Raw genomic sequence first — 19937 nt, 5'->3', positions numbered from 1 at the left:
ATGTCTGCACCAGTCTCCCTGCAAACTCGCCTGATCAAGAATGCCATGCTGAGCTCCATGCTGGCAGGATTGTTGGCGTGGTTGCTGTTACTCGGGGTTTCAAGTTATCAAGCCATTCAGCTGCATGACGATTTGATGGAACAGATTGCCGAGTTATTACTTGGGGATGTCAGACAGGCCGAAGGCGATCAGGTCGATGAAATCAGTGAGCAATTCGATATTCAATATGCGCTGTTGCTCAATCAGGATGTTTTGACCACCTCTATCGAGGATGACTTGCTCAACAGCCTACAGGCAGATGAACCAAGTGGCTTTCAGTTCGCCTATGAAAATGGCCGTTTTATCCGGATTTTGATTGCGGAAGATGAAGGATTGCAGGTCAAAGTGCTGCAGCCTTTATCGGTACGTTTTAATGAATTATGGCAAACCACCTTAAGCTTTGCCGGAATTTTACTCCTGCTCTGGTTATTGCAATGGCTGATTTTGCATGTGGGGGTGAAACGTCAATTACGGCCTTTAAACAATATTTCCAGAGCGATAGGCGCCAAGTCGGCCGAAGATTTAAGTCCGATCCGCAGTCCAGATCCTGAAATCACGGAATTGCAACCAATTGTGCAGCAGTTAAATGCCATGCTGAATCGGCTGGAAAAATCACTGCTGGCCGAACAGCGCTTTACTGCCGATGCATCGCATGAATTACGCTCGCCGCTTTCTGCCATTCAGATGCGTTTGCAGGTGCTGAAACGTCAATATCAGCAGGATGCCCAGTTACCGCAGGCATTACAACTCATTCAGAATGATGTGAATCGTGGTGCCCAGGTACTGGAAAACTTACTCTTGCTGGCACGGCTAGATCCTGAAAAGGCAGAACAATTGCCCAAGCAGCCCGTAAACCTGAAAATGATGGTTCAGGAGGTACTACAGGCCTTGCAACCTTTTGCTGCAGAGAAGCAGATCGAATGGCAACTGAGCATCGGAGATAGCCAGATCATGGCAAATCCGGAATTAATTTTTAGCTGTATTCGTAACCTGATAGATAATGCAATTCGCTATACACCAGAACAGGGCAAAATCGAGATAAAAACCGATGTAGATGCCACAGGAGATCTGCGCTTGCTGATTGAAAATTCGGGAGCAGGAATAGCGCCGGAAGTATTGGCACATCTTGGAGAGCGGTTTTATCGTGCCTTGGGGACACGTACTTCAGGTTCGGGTTTGGGACTTTCGATTTGCCGCAAGATTATGCAATTGCATGCAGCAGAAATTGATATTGCTGCTTCTGATCTGGGGGGGCTGAAAATTATCCTTAATTTTAAAAAGCATGAATCCCGCCAGTAAAAAAGCAGTATGCGCTGATTCATACTGCTTGTTCCCACGTTTATTATAATCAGGGTGTTATAGTTATTTTGTGAGAATCAGGCGGTTATTACGGGTCAGGCGCAAACGGTATTCTTCACCGGCATGCATGATTCTAATTTCACGCCCAAGCGCGAAAAGGTTATTTGAATGCAACATAGGTAGTGCATGATGGCTATTATTACGGCTAAACAAGCTAAAAGGTGCGTTCATTCCATCGACTCCGTGGTATCTGTTTGGATTGGTTTAAATGATAATCATTATCGAATGGGTCTGTCAACGAATTATTCTGTAATTTATAAAATAGTGCAATTTGCTTAAAATTTGTAAAACTTCGAGTGCAGTAAAATTATGTCTAAACCTACAATTCATGTTGCGATTGCAATCTTATTTCATCAAAATCAGGTGCTTGTTGGTTGGCGTGAGGCAAAACAGCATCAGGGCAATAAATATGAATTTCCAGGTGGAAAGGTAGAACAGGGCGAGCAGCCTGTCGAAGCCTGTCGGCGTGAAGTGCAGGAAGAGGTCGGAATTGATCTGGAACACTGGCATGCATTCGATTTTATCAGTCATGAGTATGAAGATGTCATCGTCAATTTACATGTCTTTCATGCATCAGTATCTGCATCACAATTGTCAGGAATTAAAAAACCCTGGAGCTGGTATGCACGTGAACAGCTCAGCAGTCTGAATTTTCCCAAAGCCAACCAGTCCATGCTGCAAAAGCTGCAATGGCCGCAGCGCATCAAGATTGCAGAGGATCTGGCGACTTTGCAGCAACTCGATCCGGATCAGATGCTGTATTGGCGAGTGGCAATTACACCTGAACGCGTTATGCAATTACAACAGCTTCCGATTGAGCTGCTTTCCAAGCTAATAATTAATCAGGAGCTCTGGTCACAGCTTAATGAATTGCAACAGCAAACGATTCGCACCCTTCACCTGAAACAGTCCCAGTTAGTGGCCTTGCAAGCCGGTCAGTTACTGCGAGGCTATCGTTATATTGCAGCTTGCCATGATCTGGCGACATTACAGCAGGCTGAACAGATTGGCTGTGAGGCAGCTTTGCTCAGTCCGGTGCTGGCGACACCGACACACCCGGGTACTGAGACATTGGGCTGGGAGCAGTTCCAACAGCTGGCAACCCAGGTACAAATTCCGGTATTTGCCTTGGGCGGGCTGAAAACAGAAGATCTGAGCTATGCACAAGGCCGGCATGCTTATGGTATTGCAGGTATAAGCAATATATAAGTAAGCTGCTTTTTATTGGTAAGTTATAATTAAGATATTAAAGTTTTTTTAAAGCCTGCTGGGCATTTTGAATGGCTTTGGTGTCTTTTTGCTGTTGTGCAGCCTTTAAACGAACCTGCCAGAGCTGTTTCTTCATCGCATTTGATTGCGCATAGCTCAGGCCACGTAATGCAAAAGCATCTGCACGTGCAGGCTGATTTTTGCGGTTCGCAATCATGCCCAGGTACAGATAAGTTTCAGATGCTTGAGGTGCCAGGCGCTGGGCTTGTACCGCTGCTGCTTCGGCCTGAGAAAATTGCTGCTTGGCATAGGCCTGCTGGGTTTGCTGCATGAGGCGCTTGAAGGCAGGCAGATTACGGCCATCATCAAATTTTTGACTTTTGGGCTTTTGCTCGGGAATCACAATTTTCTGGCGTTTGATTTCAGGACGGTCATAAGGGGTAATGACTACGCCGTCCTGTGTCTGTGTTTTAGGCTTTTCTGCCGCAGGCTTGGCAGGAGCAGTCGGCTTTTCTGGTTCTGGAAAGCTTTGGCAGCCCACCAAACTGAGGATGAGCAGGCCAGGGATGATTTTTTGTAACATAAACATAGACTCAATTAATGGCTATAACTTCCACTCGAGATAATACGGGTTTCATTCGCGAGATCGCGTTCTATTTCTGTTTCACTTTCTTGTATATAACGGCTGATATCATCCATCTCGTCCGGATTGGAAGAAGAAGGTTCCGAGTCGATGGTCACTGGTTCCGTCACGTAGCGCGAGAGACCGCAAGGGGTGGCCTGATTCGGTAGCGAATGCTGCGAAATCGGAATATACATGGCACCTTCACAGCCTGGCGCAGACAACAAGCCGGTATAACGATCCAGCCAGTGCCATTGAATTTCATTCGGTTGTGGCAGATTGACCGGCTTCTGACGTAGCTGTTTCATGACATTGACCCAGACTGGAAGTGCACCAGAGGAACCGGTTAAACCAGTCACTTTGTTGTCATCCAGACCCAGCCAGACCACGGTCATATAATTACCTGAATAGCCGGCAAACCATGAATCACGGCTGTCATTGGTAGTACCTGATTTACCTGCAAGATTCAGGCTGCTTGGCAGGCTGTTATAAGCTGCGCGGCCTGTACCGCTCGACATCACCTGTTGCAGGCCATAATTCAGGGCATAGGCTGATGCCGGATCAATGGTTGGTTGCACACTCAAACTATATCGGTCAAGTATCCGTCCATTGGCATCGACCACAGAACGAATTGACTTGGTTGGATATTTAAAGCCGCCGGTCGCGAAGTTGCCATAAATATTCATGACTTCCATTGGAGACATATCCACCGCGCCCAGATAAATCGACGGATAAGATGGAATATCGGAAGTCACGCCAAACTTTTTCAGATGATTAATAAAGGTAGACAGACCAAATTCTTGTCCTAAACGTACAGTAGACAGGTTATAGGATTGTGACAGCGCTTGTGACATCGGTACGACACCATGTCCACGGCCACTGTAGTTTTTCGGCGTCCAGGTCTTACCATCACTTTGCACACTAATTTCACTGTCTTCAATCGGACTGGCCCAATGGTAACGATTTGATTCCAGTGCACTCAGGTAAATCACAGGCTTTAATAATGAACCCACCTGACGTTTGGCATCTACTGTACGGTTAAAGCCGGTAAAATCTTGAGTCGAGCCAACTGCTGCAACCAGTTCACCATTTTCCGGATGCGATACCAAAACTGCACCCTGCAAGTCTTTTAAACGGCCCGGATTAGATTTGGTTAAACGTGCGACTGTCTGCTTAAAACTGTCCTGAATTCGGGTTTGAGCCAAAGGATCCAGCGTGGTGAAAATACGCAGACCCTGATTGGTCAGGTCAGTTTCCTGATAGTCAGTGCGTAATTGACGACGCACAATATCCAGGAAGTCCGGGAAACGTGCAGGGCCCAAGGTTGGTTTTGAAATCACGTTCAATGGACGTGCGGTTTCTTTTTCATATTGTTCTTGGCTTAGATAGCCCATCACCAGCATATTATTCAGGACGATATCACGGCGTTTTTTCGCACTTTCAGGATTACGCCATGGGTTATATAGACTCGGGCCTTGTACCAGACCGACTAAAAAAGCCTGCTGGGAAATATTCAGTTCACGCAGTGGCAGACCAAAATAAAACTGAGAAGCCAAGCCATAACCATTAATTGAATAGTTACCATTTTGGCCGAGATTCACTTCATTTAGATAAGCTTCCAGAATTTCATTCTTGTCATAATGTAATTCAACCAGCATGGCCATAAAGGCTTCATTGACTTTACGCTTTAAGGTACGCTCAGGCGTTAAATAGAAATTTTTCACCAGTTGCTGGGTTAAAGTCGAGCCACCCTGACGTTTGCCACCGGTAATATTACTGACAACAGCACGTGCAATACCGCGTGGAGATACGCCATGGTGTTCATAGAATTTACGGTCTTCAGTTGCGATGAGCGCTTCGATCAATGGTTTAGGCACTTTATTCAGTTTGATCAGTACCCGGTCTTCGTTATGCTGTGGATAAATTCCACCAATCAATAAGGGTTCCAGTCGGGCAATACCGCTAGAAGATGGCTTGGTGGCGCTGACCTCAGTCACTTGGTTAGCATTAAAACTCACTTTCAGAACTTGTTCCGGTTCAACCCGATCACCAAAATCAAAGCCACGGGTATGTACATATAAAGTATTTCCCGTAGTGACAAAATTGCCCGACTTGGCATAACTATCCGAGTTTTTATAACCGAGTAATTTTAATTCTTGTTGGAAATCCTGCTGACTGACTGGGGCATTGACGTACACTTCCATTGGACGTGCGAAAACTTTCGCCGGAATATCCCAGCGTTGACCTTCAAATTTTTCGCGTACAATATTATCTAATTTAATCAGGTAAATACTAAATACGACAAAGATGGAAATGACTAAAATCGAGAAAATTAAGGCAAAAAACCCCATGCCACGTTCAGATTTCATAAATACTTATAAGATCCTGTGAAATTGTGCTAATCATGCGAAGCTTTTAATCATTTTGCAATATTTAATCAATAAATGCGCTTAAAATTAAAATCAAAGCCCACAATTTCTCCTTAATTCAAATATATTTCAAATAATTTGCGACGAGCTAGCATCCTGTTATAAATTATCATCCAGGTATAGCTTAATGCTATGATATGCAAGATCCGTAGCGGAGCGACGACACTGGTGCAAATTTCCCATAAAACCTTTCGAAATATCGGGTTAATAGGACGTCCTGATAAATCATCGGTGGTTGAAACCTTATGTCTTATTCATGATCATCTTCTGAATTTAGGCTTACATCCTGTTTTTGATGCAGCGACAGCTGAACTCGTTCCATATAACAATACCCAAACTGTCAGTCGTGCTTTACTTGGTGAAGTCGTTGATCTGGTCATTGTGGTAGGAGGGGATGGTTCGCTTTTGCATGCAGCACGCGCACTGGTCAAGTACAATACTCCTGTGATCGGCGTTAACCGGGGGCGTCTGGGATTCTTAACCGACATTAAGCCAACCGAAGTCATCTTTAAGTTAGATCAGGTGTTAAAAGGTGATTTTCAGACTGAGCGACGTTTTTTACTCGAAGTCGAAATTCGCTCCAAAGGCGAAGTGATTTACGATGCGATTGCACTGAACGATGTGGTACTGCATTCAGGAAAATCGGTGCATATGATCGATTTTGAACTGAATATTGACGGACAGTATGTCTATCGTCAGCACAGTGATGGCCTGATTGTATCGACGCCGACCGGCTCTACGGCTTATGCACTTTCTGGGGGCGGGCCAATTGTCCATCCGAGTATGGATGCGATTGCGCTGGTGCCGATGCATCCGCATACCTTGTCTTCACGCCCGATTGTGGTCGGTGGACACAGCGAAATTAAATTACTGATTCGTGAAAATCGCGTACTGCCGATGGTCAGTGCGGATGGACAACACAGTGTGTCTTTGAATGTTGGCGATAGCGTCCATATTCGCAAGCATCCCTTTAAACTGAATCTTCTGCATCCACCGGGCTATGACTTTTATAATGCCTGTCGAACCAAACTGGGGTGGAATCAGGACTTTGATTATTTTAAGCAGGATTAAATCATGAATATTGAACAAATGCTTGCCGTACTCAATCCTGAGATTGTTGAACGCCTAAGAACAGCAATTGAAATTGGAAAGTGGCCAAATGGTGTAGCCCTAACTCAGGAACAACGCCAGACTTGTATGCAGGCAGTCTATGCCTGGGAAATGAAAAACCTGCCTGAAACTGAACGCAGCGGATATATCGATCGCGGCACGAAAGAAGAAGGTGAGGAATGTGATGATGATCATCACAAAAATGAACCTGAATTCAAGCCAATCCGTTTTGTTTAAGCACTGACGTCGTGTCAGTCGTTTGGCATTTAAAAAAAGCATTGTTCAGTGCCTGAACAATGCTTTTTTTGTGCTCAAAAGATTAAACCGTGTGGCGATTTGCCCATAATGTTTTAGCTTTTTGCATCGCAGCCTCAAAGCTGTCATACACGCCCATAGTGTAAAGTGCAATCCCCATGGTTTCTATTACTGCAATTTCACCATACTCATGACTTTGCTGACCCTCCCAGACGGCTTTAAATCGCGCGAGATCCAGTTCTTCTTCAATTGGACTGCGGTTATCCGTCAGTTTTGGCAGTTCATGCTCATACAGCTCGCCATCTTTAATGCCACAAATTAAGGTTTTGGCATCCGGATTACGTTCAAATTCGCCACCTTCACCTTTAATCACAGCGCTATTTTTATAGCCTAAACGAAAAGCGGCTTGCTGGTGCGAACCACGATACGCTGGATGGAAAATTGCTTGCAGGGTCGCTTTGGCATTAAAGGGATTGATCAGACGCGCCAGGGTATGAATCGGTGAGCGTAGACCCATGACATTTCGCAGCGCAATCAGGTCCGCCAGAATTGGAGAAATCACGTCGAGCGGGATATAAGCAAAATGCTGTTGCTGCAGTTGCTGTTCCACCTCGGCATCATTCTGACAGATTGGATAGCCTAAGTAAGTGAGCACCTGTTCGGTGTAAACGCGGTTCATGGTATGACCCGAGGCACCATGCATCACAATATTATAGCCATGCTTGGCCAGCGTCAGTGCCGCCAGAATAAACCATGGATAATGCTTGCGCTTGCCCGCATAGGAAGACCAGTCCAGATCAACATCCAGTGTTTTGAAATTAAGCTGGTCACGTGTCGCCTGAACAAAACCGGCCAATTCATCTACCGATTCTTCCTTGACCCGCAATAACATCAAGAAAGCACCGAGCTGCACATCGAGCACTTCATTCTTCAAAATCATGCCGAAGGCTTGATAGGCTTCATCATAGCTGAGGGAGCGGGCGCCATTTTTCCCCTTACCCACGATGCGTACATATTGGGCAAAGGGATGTTCGAAATCTCTATAAATATTTCTTTTGGTATTCATAACTTATACAGCTTGCAGCAAATATTGGGATCAATGAGGAGGGTCTAAAATTAACAAAGCTTTCAGTATACGGAAAACAGGCATTTAAATCTGATTATCGACTAATGTCTAATTCAATGCGAGCAAAAAGCAGGCAATTGCATAAGACTTTATGCACATTTAATGGGATTTTTCAGTAAAATTCAGACAATTTTTAGAGTTTGTTTAAGTTTTCTTAATCTCTTTCTCCCATTTAATACTTTGGTCTGATGCTGCGCGTCAGATTGAATGCGTGGCTGATTTTCATTTTGAACATTCTCTTGAGCCTATTGAGATTTGATCCAGTTCATCTTCAGAGCAGATGAACAGATCAGTGCATTTCTCAAAATGGTCTTTTTATTTTCAGATATCGTTCAAGTAGATTTATTATGGCGAAAAAACCGATTTATAAGTCACTGTATTTTCAGGTGATTGTGGCTATTATTGCAGGTATTCTGGTCGGGCATTTCTCGCCGAGTGGTACGCAAATTATCAATGGTGTAGAACAGTATGTTCCTGGCTTGGGTGAACAGCTTAAACCGCTGGGTGATGCATTTATCCGCCTGATCAAAATGATCATCGCACCGGTAATTTTCTGTACCGTGGTCAGCGGTATTGCGGGTATGGAAAGCATGAAATCAGTGGGTAAAACTGGTGGTGTTGCTTTACTTTACTTCGAAATCGTCTCCACGATTGCGTTAGTCATCGGTCTGGTGGTGATTAACATCGTCAAGCCAGGTGTAGGCATGAACGTTGATCCTGCATCACTGGATACCACGGGCATCAGCAAATATGTCGCTACAGGTGAGTCACAGTCGACGATCGACTTCCTGATGAATATCATTCCAAATACGGTGGTAGGCGCATTTGCGGAAGGCGAAATTCTACAGGTTCTGTTGTTCGCGATCATTTTTGGTTTCGCGCTGCATAAGCTGGGTGATCAAGGCAAGCCAGTCCTGAAACTCATCGACCAGATTTCACATGTATTCTTCAATATTGTGAACATGATAATGAAACTGGCGCCAATCGGTGCATTTGGTGCGATGGCCTTTACCATTGGTAAATATGGTATTGGTTCGCTTGCTCAGCTGGCACAGTTGATCATTTGTTTCTATATCACCTGCGTACTGTTTATTTTCATCGTACTGGGTTCAATTGCGCGTTTTGCGGGTTTCAGTATCATGAAGATGATTCGCCTGATCCGTGAAGAACTGCTGATTGTACTGGGTACTTCTTCTTCAGAATCAGTATTGCCACGTATGTTGAAAAAACTGGAACTTGCTGGTGCTGAAAAATCAGTGGTAGGTCTGGTGATTCCAACCGGTTATTCATTTAACCTAGATGGAACTTCAATCTATTTGACCATGGCTGCGATCTTTATTGCGCAGGCGACCAATACACAACTTGATTTGTCTCATCAGATTACCCTTCTTCTGGTACTGTTGATTTCATCTAAAGGTGCGGCAGGTGTCACGGGTTCTGGCTTTATTGTGATGGCAGCAACCTTGGCTGCTGTGGGTAATATTCCTGTTGCAGGTCTGGCCTTGATTCTCGGTATTGACCGTTTCATGTCTGAAGCGCGTGCCTTGACCAATCTGGTGGGTAACTCTTTGGCGACTTTGGTTGTTGCAAAATGGGTAGGCCAGCTCGATATGGACAAGCTGAACTATGCATTGGCAAATCCATCAGAAATTGATGAAAAAATGGCGCAAGAAGGCAATAACGCCCATTAATTCTAATGTTTGAAAGAAAAAGGAAGCTTCGGCTTCCTTTTTTATTGACTGCAAAGTTAGTAAAAGATAGATGCCAGTACATGACAGTAAAGCTGAAAGTAGATAGTCTGTAAAACAGGAAATAAAACGATAAACAGTATAAGGACAACCGAATGCTTGCCTACGATGCCGATCTAGAATTATTCCGCGACAATTTTAAACGCTTTATGAATGAACATGTCGCACCGTATTATCAACAATGGGAGCACGAAGGCCTGATGCCACGTTCAGTCTGGAATGCACTTGGTGAAAATGGTTTCTTGTGTGTCGATGTTCCGGAGGAATATGGCGGCTATGGGGTGCCAACCGATTATTCATTGATGCTGATTGAAGAGTCTGCACGTGCCGGATACAGTGCCATTTCTACAGGATTGTCCTGTCATTCGGATATTGCTGCACCCTATATCTTGCACATTGGAACTGAAGAGCAGAAGAAACACTGGTTGCCGAAAATGGTGAGCGGTGAAGTGGTCGGTGCGATTGGTATGACCGAGCCAGGTGCCGGCTCAGACTTGCAAGCCATGCGTACCAGTGCCATCTTGCAGGATGATTACTATGTATTAAATGGCTCAAAAACCTTTATTTCCAATGGTCAGCATGCCGACCTGGTGGTACTGGCAGTCAAAACCGATCCGCAAGCGCGTGCCAAAGGCGTTTCTTTGTTACTGGCCGACACGCATCTGGAAGGCTTTAAAAAAGGCACTAATCTGGACAAAATTGGCCTGCATGCGCAAGATACTTCGGAACTGTTCTTTGACAATGTCAAGGTGCCGAAAGACCAGTTACTCGGTCAACCGGGGCAGGGTTTTACTTATTTGATGCAGGAATTACCGCGTGAGCGTACCGCCATCGCAGCAACAGCCTTGGGTGCAATTCGTGGTTCTATTGATGTGACCACGCAATATGTGAAAGAGCGTCAGGCTTTTGGTCAGGCCATCGGTCAATTCCAGAATACTCGTTTTGTTTTGGCACAAGCGAAAATTGATGAATTGGCGACCGCAGCTTTTTATAACCAGAATCTTGAGCTTTATATGCAAGGGAAACTGGATGTCGAAACTGCAGCGGCATTGAAAAGTTTTTCTACCGATATGCAGATGAAGATTGCTGACAATCTGCTTCAGCTCTTTGGTGGTTATGGCTACATGACTGAATATCCAATTTCACGCTTCTTTGTCGATGCCCGTATTCAACGGATTTATGGTGGTACCAATGAAATCATGAAAGAAATTGTAGCGCGTGGTCTGTTAGGACGTTAATTTATTGATAAAAAAAAGAGTCCTGTTAAGGACTCTTTTTTTACAGGCAAAGTATAGCAAAGAGACAGTGATTCTGTTTTAAATTTTATGATTTTAAGACATTCAAACATTCATGAATAAAAATGGGCAAATCGTTGGACAGGCGCGATGAGATCAACTGGTTATTATCATTTACCAGTTCTACATCATAATAGGTTCCACCCGCATGCTGTACGCGACTCGCATGCGCCCGGATACTGGTAATAATCCGATTTTTCAGCACATCTGCTTCACACAGTAATAAGGATGCATCACATAAACTGAAAATAGCTTTTTTGGCCTGATTGAAGGCATGGATGAACTGTAGCACCCGAACATCGGTAGAGAGAGAAACCGCAGATTCGCCCCCTGGAATCAGCAAGGCATCAAAGTCATCAATACTGATTTGTTCGATGCCACGGTCGATGGTCACGGCAGAACAGCCATGCAGCCCATAGACCACTTTGCCTGCGTTAAGTTCGATATTGCAGACGCTATGATGGGCAGCCAGCAAGGCAGCCACTGGCTCTAGGTATTCTTGGTCTTCAAAATTATTTGTTATAAGTACTGCTATTCTTTTTGGCATGATTGATCCCCCCAACTCATGATTTAAATTAGACTAGCTGTTAAAGGTTGAAAAAACGTCTCTACTTTGTAACAGAGTAGTAATTTCATGTAAAAAATTTAGGAAAATCAATATTAAATAAGAGAGATGAGCGTGAGGAGCGTGCATTTTATTGTGAAAGATATCTCAGATTTTAATAGGTCAAAAAAGACAAGTACAAAGCTATTATTTTAATTTTCTTATGCTTAAAACCGCTATATAGATTAAGAAATAGTGATATTTCATATTCATTAAAATCAGTTAAGATGGACAGGCTAAGTTTACAATTTGATAATGTAAATCAAGCCAAAATGCTGAACTAAATGTTACCAGATATGACTAAAAGCGATGAGTGGTTAAAACCAACTGTCTGTTTTTAAGACTTAATCTAGCAATGTCATATTGCGTAACATTTTAAAGCTCACTATTGTTATACTGAACAGATAAGGTTTATGAAGGGCGACATAACAATGATCAACGACGATCAAAACACCACGACTTCTCTTGATTTGGCAAAAATTCGTGAGGATATCGATTCTGTTGATCAGCAAATCCAGCAATTGATTAACCGCCGGGCACGTTTGGCTGAAGCAGTTGCAAAAGCAAAGTTTGCTTCAGAAGAAAGTCCGCTGTTTTACCGCCCAGAACGTGAAGCACAGGTGTTGCGCAATGTTATGGAGCGTAATGAAGGGCCATTGTCCGACACCACCATGGCACGTCTGTTCCGTGAAATCATGTCCGCTTGTCTTGCGCTTGAAGCTCCGCAAAGTATTGCGTTTCTAGGGCCAGTCGGAACCTATACCCATTCTGCGGTACTCAAGCACTTTGGTCATGATGCGGTGGTTCGACCTTTACCGACAATTGATGAAGTCTTCCGTGAAGTCGAGGCGGGCAGTGCCCATTATGGTTTGGTGCCGGTGGAAAATTCCTCTGAAGGTGTAGTCAATCATACCCTGGACTGTTTTAAAACTTCGAACCTGAATGTGATTGGCGAAGTTGAATTGCCGATTCATCATCAATTTCTGATTTCTGAAAATACCCGTAAAGACAGTATTAAACAGATTTATGCACATCAGCAGACTTTGGCGCAATGTCGTAAATGGCTAGACGCGCATTATCCGGGTGTAGAACGTGTGGCTTTAAATTCTAATGCTGAGGCTGCGCGCCGTATTCAAAATGAATGGCATTCTGCTGCGATTGCTTCTGAAATTGCATCAAGTATTTATAATCTTGAAATTATGCATGGCAATATTGAGGACAATCCGGAAAATACCACACGTTTCTTGGTGATTGGCCGTGAAAAAGTGCCTCAAAGTGGCAATGATAAAACCTCATTACTGATTTCTGCACATGACCGTGCTGGTGCATTGCTGGAAATTCTGGCGCCATTTGCCAAGCACAATATCAGCTTGACCAGTATTGAAACGCGTCCAGCACTTCCGGAAAAATGGGCTTATGTGTTCTTCATTGATCTTGAAGGTCATATTGAGCAGGAACATGTCAAAGCTGCAATTGCAGAAATTCGTCCTTTAGTTAAAGAAGTTCGCGTGCTCGGTTCATATCCTGCAGCTGTACTTTAAGTCAGCTATCCGTGGTCAGGGCGAGGGTGCTGACCACTGTTTTATACCTAAAATTGGAAGTCTAAAATGTCGTTTGTTCCAGCCAATTCAGGCATCTCAAAATTAAAGCCATATCAGCCAGGTAAACCGATCAGTGAGCTTGAGCGTGAGTTGGGTCTTACCGATATCGTCAAGCTGGCATCCAATGAAAACCCGCTGGGTTGTTCAGATAAAGTCAAAGAAGCAGTCGCTGCGGAAATTGCTGAAATTGGCCGTTATCCAGATGGAGGTGGCTTTATCCTGAAAGATCAGATTAAAACTCAGTTTGGTTTTAATCATGATCAGATTACGCTGGGCAATGGTTCAAATGACTTGCTAGAAATGTTTGCCCGCGCATTCGTTTCTTCAAGCGATTCTGTGGTGTATAGCCAGCATGCTTTTGCAGTTTATGCATTGGTGACTCAAGCCATTAATGCACAAGCGATTGAAGTACCTGCCAAAGGTTTTTCACATGACCTTGAAGCGATGGCAGCAGCAATTCAGGACAATACCAAACTCGTCTTCATTGCCAATCCGAACAATCCGACCGGAACCTGGTTCGAAGAAGCCGAATTTGAAGCTTTCATGCAAAAAGTCCCTGCAAATGTAATTGTGGTGCTAGACGAAGCGTATGTGGAATATTTCCCGGAAAATTTCAATAGCCTGAAATTCCTGCAACAATATCCAAATCTGATTGTCAGCCGTACTTTATCGAAGTGCTATGGTCTGGCTGCACTGCGTGTCGGTTTTGCCTTGGCATCGGTTGAAGTGACCGATTATTTAAACCGTATTCGTCAGCCATTTAACGTCAATCATTTGGCCATGGTCGCTGCGGTGGCTGCACTGAAAGATGAAGACTTTATCGCGCGTTCTCGCGAAGTAAATAAAGCCGGTATGGCGCAACTTGAAGCAGGTTTTAAGGCTTTGGGTCTGAACTATGTGCCTTCTCGTGCTAACTTTATTCTGGTTGATGTACAGGCAGACCCAGCAGCAACCTTCAATGGTTTGCTGAAACAAGGGGTCATTGTACGTCCGGTCGGTATTTCCAGCCACATTCGTGTATCGATTGGTACTGAAGCAGAAAACGCGAAATTCTTAAGCGCGCTTGCTACAGTATTGGGTTTAGAGGCAAAAGCTTAATTCATGTCGCAGCCATTGTTTGAAAAAGTTGCATTTATCGGGCTTGGACTGATTGGTTCAAGTCTGGCGCGTGTCATTCAAGCCGAGCACTTGGCCAATGACATTGTGGCATCGACACGTTCGTCCAAAACTTTGGAAGATGCCAAGGCACTTGGTCTGATTTCTGAAGGCTATGCCGATCCTGTAGATGCAGTCAAAGGTGCAGATCTGATTGTTCTGGCTTTGCCGGTACGTGCCACACAAAAAGTACTTGAGCTGATTCAGCCGTATTTGACAGAAAATGTCATTATTACTGATGTGGGAAGTACCAAAGGTAATGTGGTCGATGCGGCTAAAGCGGTCTTTGGTGACCAGCTTCCAGCAGGTTTTGTGCCGGGTCATCCGATTGCAGGTGCAGAGCATACCGGTGTACATGCAGGAAAAGTCGATCTATTTGCCAATCACAAGGTAATTTTGACGCCACTGCCAAGCAGTAGCGATTGGGCCGTGGAGAAGCTGATTCAACTGTGGCAAGCGGCCAAAGCCGAAGTGATTTGCATGGATGTGGACAAGCACGATGAAGTGCTGGCACATACCAGTCATCTTCCGCATTTAATGGCGTTTAATCTGGTCGAACAACTGGCCAAACGTGAAGACAACTTAGACATATTTCGTTATGCTGCCGGTGGCTTCCGTGATTTCTCGCGGATTGCTGCCAGTGATCCACAAATGTGGCATGACATCTTTTTTGCCAACAAAAAAGCAGTTCTGAATGCCGTAGATGGCTTTGAACAGCAGCTCGCGATGATTCGCAAATTGATCGAAGATGAAGATTCCCAAGCATTGATGGGCTTATTGGGTCATGCGCAGGCAGCTCGCCAGCATTTCAACCATATGCTCGCCAAGAAACCTTTCATGGAGAAAAATAAAGTGACACAACAATTTACCATTCAGCCGGGTGCCAAGACATTTCAAGGTAAATTTACCGTGCCAGGTGACAAATCTGTGTCACATCGCTCGATCATGTTTGGTGCCATCGCTGAAGGTACAACACATGTGACTGGTTTCCTTGAAGGTGAAGATGCACTGGCAACTTTGCAGGCTTTTCGTGATATGGGCGTCAGCATCGAAGGCCCTAAAAATGGTGAAGTCACCATTCATGGCGTCGGTATGCATGGTCTTAAAGCGCCACAGTCTGCCATTTATATGGGCAACTCAGGTACTTCAATGCGTTTGCTGTCCGGTATGCTGGCAGCGCAGAAATTTGATTCAGTGATGACCGGTGATGCATCCCTATCTAAACGCCCAATGGAACGTATTGCCAAGCCTTTACGTGAAATGGGTGCACTGATTCAGACCACGGGTGAACGTGGAACTCCGCCTGTCTCGATTACAGGCAACCAGCAACTACAAGGCATTCAGTACGATTTGCCAATGGCATCAGCGCAGGTAAAATCAGGTATTTTGCTGGCGGGCCTATGGGCAAATGGCGAAACCGCAGTGACTGAACCTGAACCAACCCGTGACCATACTGAGCGTATGTTGCGTGCATTTGGTTATGAGGTGAAAACCGAAGGCAATCGTATTTCATTACAAGGTGGTGGAAAGCTGGTCGGAACCAATATCCAGGTGCCATCTGATATTTCTTCTGCGGCCTTCTTTATGGTCGGCGCTGCGATTACTGAAAATTCGGATGTGACCTTAGAGGCTGTTGGTATCAACCCGACCCGTACTGGCGTGATCGAAATCCTGAAACAGATGGGTGCGGACATTACCGTTGAAAATGAACGCATTGCTGGCGGTGAACCGATTGCAGATATCCGTATTCGTGGTACGCGTACGCTTAAAGGCATTCATATGCCTGAAGATCAGGTGCCATTGGCGATTGATGAATTCCCGGCGCTGTTTATTGCTGCTGCCTGTGCCGAAGGTCAGACGATTTTGACCGGTGCTGCCGAGCTTCGCGTAAAAGAATCGGACCGTATTCAGGTGATGGCAGATGGCCTGCAAACCATGGGCATTGACTGTACCCCAACTGAAGATGGCATTATTATCGAAGGGAAGGGCAAATCAGGTGACTGGTCGCCAATCTTTACCGGTGGTGAAATTGAATCGCATCATGATCATCGCATTGCAATGAGTTTTTCGATTGCCGGTTTACGTAATTCGGAGCAGATCAAGATTGTCGGTACGGAAACGGTAGCCACCAGTTTCCCGACCTTTACAGAACTGACCTCAATTGCAGGTTTGCCTATTCAAGTTTCAGAATAATTTTTAAAATTATGTGAAACAGCCAAGCTTTTGCTTGGCTGTTTTGTTTATATTGCTTATGCTAAACCCATACAAGAAAAAAGCCATTAGGATGTAGCGATGCGAAAATTAAAATTCATGGCCAATACACAAAGCCAGCAGCCCCGGGATGGTCAGGAAACCCAGGAATATGTAGCGCATTTTCTTGCCGAAACATTAGGTAAACATGGCTTTCAGACCTTAAGTCAAAGTGGTGCTCAGGTTGCGGTGAGCGTGGATGAACATGCATTGCCCTTATCTGTGAGTTGTGAAACCAGAGATGAGCAGGGGCATCTGGTCTGTGAAATTGCCTCATATCCTGAAGAAGAACAAGATTGGCTCGATCGTATTACCGAACGAAGTCTGCTCAATCAGCTTGCACAAGCAGTAGAAAGCTCGCTCAAAGAGCAGGAAAGCTTTAGCGAGTTTGAATGGAAGAACTAATTCATAACTCCACTATAATTTGATCTCAACGCCAAAGTGAGTGTCTGATACTCAGCTAGTTTCGTGCATCAGATGCCTGAGAAGCTTATGCCGCGATTATCCCAAGTTTGACGCGTTTTATGACATGGGGTCTGCCAGAATCTGAACAAGCATTTGCAACAATATGGCAAAAATGGCTAGAGAATATGGCAGCTCATGAAGAATATGTGTTTGTGATACGCCATGCGGAAAGTCTGAAATTTATGGGGCTTTGTGGTTTAGATCGTTTAAAGGATGAAGTGCCATAGCTTGGAATTTGGATCAAGGAAAGCCCGCATGGTCATAAATATGGTTGTGAAACGGTTGATGCTCTGGTTGGTTATGCCCTTGATGACTTAAATCGTCAGCGATTAATTTATCCTGTAGCCGAAGAAAATTGAGCGAGCCGAAAAGTCGTTGAACGTTTGGGTGGAAAGATTGTTGATATAGTACAACAAGCTAAATGTCGGGCAATGATTTATCACTTAGCTGAAAAACTGCTGTGAGAAGCATAAAAAAACCCATCATCTGACGGGTTTTATTATTTAGCCAAGCGCTAAGTAGCGGGTCATTGCAATCCGCAATTGCTTTAAATAGCCAGTAAAGAAATGATTGGCACCAGGCAATACGGTCACTAAATGACGCTGTGGTTTTGCCCATTCAATCATATCCGACAGCAGGGTTACTTCATCACCCTCACCATGAATGAACAGAATATCACCTTTAATTGCTGGCGTAACATAATGGCGAATACCGGCAACTGTTGCAGTTGGCAGTCCACATAAAATAGTTTGTTTGGGTTGCAGTTCTACAGGTAAGGCTGCATAGCTCTTTGCCATGACATGCGCACCAAAACTAAAACCGCCCGCATAAAAAGACAGCCCAATATGCTGACTGCGAGCAAACCGAATGATTTCTAATACATCATCCGTCTCACCGAAGCCCTCGTCGTGTATACCTTCACTTTGACCAGAACCGCGAAAACTCGGACGATACACAACACAGCCACGTTCCATATACATTTGTGCCAATAGAACGGGAACCTTGTGTTGGGGCGTACCACCTTGCAAGGGATGGGGGTGACAAACTACCGCGAATCCTTTCACTTCACCCTGAGGATAATCCACAAAAACTTCAATCTGACCCGCAGGTCCTTGAAGGAAAATTTGCTCGGACATATAAATACCGATGATTAACAGGAGAATCGCGCATTTTAACGATTATGGTGAATAAAAACATGAATTGGAATTAAAATAAGCAGACTGATATAGTTTGATTAATCATTTTTTGACCAGGTTGCCATGCTCGCTTTAATTTCTCCAGCCAAAACGCTCGATTACGATACCCCATTACCCACTGACCAATTTACTCAAGCCAGATTATTAGAACATTCGCAGGATTTGATCAAAGCTTGTCGCACACTTTCTGCAACAGAAATTTCCAGTTTGATGAGTGTCAGTGAAAAAATTGCCAATTTAAATACAGCACGTTTCCAGGACTGGCAACCAGATTTTAATTTAGCCAATGCACGTCAGGCTATTTTTGCCTTTAAAGGAGATGTCTATACCGGTCTGGATGCTTATAGCTTAAAGCAGGAAGATCTGCACTTTGCACAACAGCATTTGCGTATGTTGTCTGGTTTATATGGGCTTTTGCGTCCCTTGGATCTGATGATGCCCTATCGTCTGGAAATGGGAACCAAATTGGCCAATTCTCGCGGGCATAACTTATACGACTTCTGGGCACATCACATCACTGATCTGATCAATCAAGATTTAGCAGCAGCCCAGTCTGAGATCTTGGTGAATATTGCTTCTGATGAATATTATAAATCGGTGAACGAGCGCAAAATTCAGGCAGAGATTATTAAGCCAGTATTTCTGGATCAGAAAAATGGCAAATATAAAGTGATTAGTTTCTATGCTAAAAAAGCACGTGGTTTGATGGCACGTTTTATTGTTGAAAATAGAATTGAACATGCCGAAGAACTCAAAGCATTCAATACCGATGGCTATTATTTTGATGCCGATAGTTCACTTAAAGGTGAATTGGTATTTAAACGTGATGAACAAATCAGTGCATAAATAACGTTATTCCGCTACCGCATAGAATAATTGGTTTCTAGGCGGTATTGGGAGCTATGAGTATTGAAACTTTATTTGTCCAGCTTTAATCGTTTTTTAAATATTGAGTGCCAGGGGAGTTGATTGGCTGCACTTCGGTACAAATGTGGTTTTTAGCGTCTTTCCCAAATTTTAAGTTAGATAAAAAATTAGAATTATCGCTGAACTCATTGAAATAATGCGTAAAATCTCATCTATTGAATTGTTTTTTACAGAAAATTGAAACTGATATTTCTGGGAAAAGCTGAATAAAATAGCTCAAGTTAATATATTTTAAATCAGGGAATTTTCATTAATTTTTATATTTTTCTTTCCAATAGAAATTTTTATTTAAATAAATAAGTATTTAATATTCAAATATTTAATTTATTAACTTTGGGGAGTATTTAGCGCAAGAGATTTTTTGAGAAAGAATGAAAAATTAATTAAGTAATAATAAATAAAACGATAGAAAAATATCGCTAAACGGTTTAAGAAGTGCATTCTATCGGGTTAAATGTAAAGTAAGTCACAAGTTTATTAGGTTTTTTGTTAGCATAATTGCACAGTGTTACAAAGCAGAATAATAAAAATGAAAATACATGCTATT

The 19937-nt window shown here is 43.9% G+C and carries 19 protein-coding genes; 13 read left to right on the top strand and 6 right to left on the bottom strand.

Annotation, left to right across the window (positions count from 1 at the left end; translation table 11 throughout):
- Positions 1–1338, top strand: a complete 1338-nt coding sequence (locus GVV58_RS04175) for an ATP-binding protein (protein WP_159516055.1) — start codon at positions 1–3, stop codon at positions 1336–1338.
- Positions 1339–1401: 63 nt separating this feature from the next.
- On the opposite strand, the gene GVV58_RS04170 is transcribed toward GVV58_RS04175, so the two are convergent.
- Positions 1402–1569, bottom strand: coding sequence for a hemin uptake protein HemP (locus GVV58_RS04170; RefSeq protein ID WP_005097474.1), 168 nt, complete (start codon positions 1567–1569; stop codon positions 1402–1404).
- Positions 1570–1707: 138 nt separating this feature from the next.
- On the opposite strand from GVV58_RS04170, the gene GVV58_RS04165 reads away from it, so the two are divergent.
- Positions 1708–2607 carry an NUDIX domain-containing protein gene (locus tag GVV58_RS04165; RefSeq protein ID WP_005097473.1) on the top strand — a complete coding sequence of 300 codons (900 nt, stop codon included), beginning with the start codon at positions 1708–1710 and terminating at the stop codon, positions 2605–2607.
- Positions 2608–2644: 37 nt separating this feature from the next.
- On the opposite strand, the gene GVV58_RS04160 is transcribed toward GVV58_RS04165, so the two are convergent.
- Together GVV58_RS04160 and mrcB are read right to left on the bottom strand one after the other, a co-directional pair.
- A complete protein-coding gene (locus GVV58_RS04160) occupies positions 2645–3190 on the bottom strand; it encodes a hypothetical protein (RefSeq protein ID WP_005097471.1) in 546 nt (181 codons plus the stop codon).
- Between the two features lie 14 nt (positions 3191–3204).
- Positions 3205–5598, bottom strand: a complete 2394-nt coding sequence (mrcB, locus tag GVV58_RS04155) for a penicillin-binding protein 1B (RefSeq protein ID WP_159516054.1) — start codon at positions 5596–5598, stop codon at positions 3205–3207.
- 192 nt (positions 5599–5790) lie between these two features.
- On the opposite strand from mrcB, the gene GVV58_RS04150 reads away from it, so the two are divergent.
- Both GVV58_RS04150 and GVV58_RS04145 read left to right on the top strand, forming a co-directional pair.
- Entirely contained in the window at positions 5791–6729 is a 939-nt protein-coding gene (locus GVV58_RS04150) for an NAD(+) kinase (RefSeq protein ID WP_005097467.1), read from the top strand.
- A 3-nt stretch (positions 6730–6732) separates the two neighbouring features.
- Positions 6733–7005 carry a YeaC family protein gene (locus GVV58_RS04145; RefSeq protein ID WP_100534804.1) on the top strand — a complete coding sequence of 91 codons (273 nt, stop codon included), beginning with the start codon at positions 6733–6735 and terminating at the stop codon, positions 7003–7005.
- Positions 7006–7087: 82 nt separating this feature from the next.
- Here GVV58_RS04145 and GVV58_RS04140 read toward each other — a convergent pair whose 3' ends face one another.
- Complete coding sequence (locus GVV58_RS04140; RefSeq protein ID WP_100534803.1) at positions 7088–8089, bottom strand: glycosyl transferase family protein; 1002 nt, start codon at positions 8087–8089, stop codon at positions 7088–7090.
- A 407-nt stretch (positions 8090–8496) separates the two neighbouring features.
- On the opposite strand from GVV58_RS04140, the gene GVV58_RS04135 reads away from it, so the two are divergent.
- Complete coding sequence (locus GVV58_RS04135) at positions 8497–9840, top strand: dicarboxylate/amino acid:cation symporter (RefSeq protein ID WP_005097464.1); 1344 nt, start codon at positions 8497–8499, stop codon at positions 9838–9840.
- A 152-nt stretch (positions 9841–9992) separates the two neighbouring features.
- Positions 9993–11135 carry an acyl-CoA dehydrogenase family protein gene (locus GVV58_RS04130; protein ID WP_005097463.1) on the top strand — a complete coding sequence of 381 codons (1143 nt, stop codon included), beginning with the start codon at positions 9993–9995 and terminating at the stop codon, positions 11133–11135.
- An 85-nt stretch (positions 11136–11220) separates the two neighbouring features.
- On the opposite strand, the gene GVV58_RS04125 is transcribed toward GVV58_RS04130, so the two are convergent.
- Positions 11221–11739 carry a DJ-1/PfpI family protein gene (locus GVV58_RS04125; protein ID WP_005170227.1) on the bottom strand — a complete coding sequence of 173 codons (519 nt, stop codon included), beginning with the start codon at positions 11737–11739 and terminating at the stop codon, positions 11221–11223.
- Positions 11740–12227: 488 nt separating this feature from the next.
- Here GVV58_RS04125 and pheA point away from each other — a divergent pair, with 488 nt between their 5' ends.
- From pheA to GVV58_RS15755, 6 genes are all read left to right on the top strand, one after another.
- On the top strand, positions 12228–13337 hold the full coding sequence (gene pheA / locus GVV58_RS04120; protein ID WP_005170229.1) for a prephenate dehydratase: 1110 nt from the start codon (positions 12228–12230) through the stop codon (positions 13335–13337).
- A gap of 66 nt (positions 13338–13403) precedes the next feature.
- Positions 13404–14495, top strand: a complete 1092-nt coding sequence (gene hisC, locus GVV58_RS04115; protein ID WP_005170231.1) for a histidinol-phosphate transaminase — start codon at positions 13404–13406, stop codon at positions 14493–14495.
- A gap of 3 nt (positions 14496–14498) precedes the next feature.
- Positions 14499–16745, top strand: a complete 2247-nt coding sequence (locus tag GVV58_RS04110; RefSeq protein WP_159516053.1) for a bifunctional prephenate dehydrogenase/3-phosphoshikimate 1-carboxyvinyltransferase — start codon at positions 14499–14501, stop codon at positions 16743–16745.
- 99 nt (positions 16746–16844) lie between these two features.
- Positions 16845–17207: a hypothetical protein gene (locus GVV58_RS04105; protein WP_159516052.1), complete on the top strand. Its 363-nt coding sequence runs from the start codon at positions 16845–16847 to the stop codon at positions 17205–17207.
- 119 nt (positions 17208–17326) lie between these two features.
- Positions 17327–17494, top strand: a complete 168-nt coding sequence (locus tag GVV58_RS15600) for a hypothetical protein (protein WP_227523637.1) — start codon at positions 17327–17329, stop codon at positions 17492–17494.
- A 6-nt stretch (positions 17495–17500) separates the two neighbouring features.
- Positions 17501–17626 carry a hypothetical protein gene (locus GVV58_RS15755; protein WP_345788758.1) on the top strand — a complete coding sequence of 42 codons (126 nt, stop codon included), beginning with the start codon at positions 17501–17503 and terminating at the stop codon, positions 17624–17626.
- Between the two features lie 144 nt (positions 17627–17770).
- Here the strand turns inward: GVV58_RS15755 and GVV58_RS04095 are convergent, their stop codons facing one another.
- Positions 17771–18403 (bottom strand): hypothetical protein, encoded by a 633-nt coding sequence (locus GVV58_RS04095; protein ID WP_005097454.1) that lies wholly within the window; start codon positions 18401–18403, stop codon positions 17771–17773.
- Positions 18404–18526: 123 nt separating this feature from the next.
- Between GVV58_RS04095 and yaaA the strand changes: the two genes are divergently transcribed.
- Positions 18527–19309 carry a peroxide stress protein YaaA gene (yaaA, locus tag GVV58_RS04090; protein ID WP_159516051.1) on the top strand — a complete coding sequence of 261 codons (783 nt, stop codon included), beginning with the start codon at positions 18527–18529 and terminating at the stop codon, positions 19307–19309.
- Positions 19310–19937 lie beyond the last annotated feature (628 nt).

The organism is Acinetobacter sp. 18QD2AZ41W, from assembly GCF_009829025.1.
Lineage (GTDB): Bacteria > Pseudomonadota > Gammaproteobacteria > Pseudomonadales > Moraxellaceae > Acinetobacter > Acinetobacter pseudolwoffii.
This window is presented reverse-complemented; position numbering and strand designations above follow the sequence as displayed.

Excerpts from the sequence above, each read along its gene's own strand:
- GVV58_RS04175 (WP_159516055.1), top strand. The coding sequence starts at position 1 with ATGTCTGCACCAGTCTCCCTGCAAACTCGCCTGATCAAGAATGCCATG.
- GVV58_RS04170 (WP_005097474.1), bottom strand. The coding sequence starts at position 1,569 with ATGAACGCACCTTTTAGCTTGTTTAGCCGTAATAATAGCCATCATGCA.
- GVV58_RS04165 (WP_005097473.1), top strand. The coding sequence starts at position 1,708 with ATGTCTAAACCTACAATTCATGTTGCGATTGCAATCTTATTTCATCAA.
- GVV58_RS04160 (WP_005097471.1), bottom strand. The coding sequence starts at position 3,190 with ATGTTACAAAAAATCATCCCTGGCCTGCTCATCCTCAGTTTGGTGGGC.
- mrcB (WP_159516054.1), bottom strand. The coding sequence starts at position 5,598 with ATGAAATCTGAACGTGGCATGGGGTTTTTTGCCTTAATTTTCTCGATT.
- GVV58_RS04150 (WP_005097467.1), top strand. The coding sequence starts at position 5,791 with ATGATATGCAAGATCCGTAGCGGAGCGACGACACTGGTGCAAATTTCC.
- GVV58_RS04145 (WP_100534804.1), top strand. The coding sequence starts at position 6,733 with ATGAATATTGAACAAATGCTTGCCGTACTCAATCCTGAGATTGTTGAA.
- GVV58_RS04140 (WP_100534803.1), bottom strand. The coding sequence starts at position 8,089 with ATGAATACCAAAAGAAATATTTATAGAGATTTCGAACATCCCTTTGCC.
- GVV58_RS04135 (WP_005097464.1), top strand. The coding sequence starts at position 8,497 with ATGGCGAAAAAACCGATTTATAAGTCACTGTATTTTCAGGTGATTGTG.
- GVV58_RS04130 (WP_005097463.1), top strand. The coding sequence starts at position 9,993 with ATGCTTGCCTACGATGCCGATCTAGAATTATTCCGCGACAATTTTAAA.
- GVV58_RS04125 (WP_005170227.1), bottom strand. The coding sequence starts at position 11,739 with ATGCCAAAAAGAATAGCAGTACTTATAACAAATAATTTTGAAGACCAA.
- pheA (WP_005170229.1), top strand. The coding sequence starts at position 12,228 with ATGATCAACGACGATCAAAACACCACGACTTCTCTTGATTTGGCAAAA.
- hisC (WP_005170231.1), top strand. The coding sequence starts at position 13,404 with ATGTCGTTTGTTCCAGCCAATTCAGGCATCTCAAAATTAAAGCCATAT.
- GVV58_RS04110 (WP_159516053.1), top strand. The coding sequence starts at position 14,499 with ATGTCGCAGCCATTGTTTGAAAAAGTTGCATTTATCGGGCTTGGACTG.
- GVV58_RS04105 (WP_159516052.1), top strand. The coding sequence starts at position 16,845 with ATGCGAAAATTAAAATTCATGGCCAATACACAAAGCCAGCAGCCCCGG.
- GVV58_RS15600 (WP_227523637.1), top strand. The coding sequence starts at position 17,327 with ATGACATGGGGTCTGCCAGAATCTGAACAAGCATTTGCAACAATATGG.
- GVV58_RS04095 (WP_005097454.1), bottom strand. The coding sequence starts at position 18,403 with ATGTCCGAGCAAATTTTCCTTCAAGGACCTGCGGGTCAGATTGAAGTT.
- yaaA (WP_159516051.1), top strand. The coding sequence starts at position 18,527 with ATGCTCGCTTTAATTTCTCCAGCCAAAACGCTCGATTACGATACCCCA.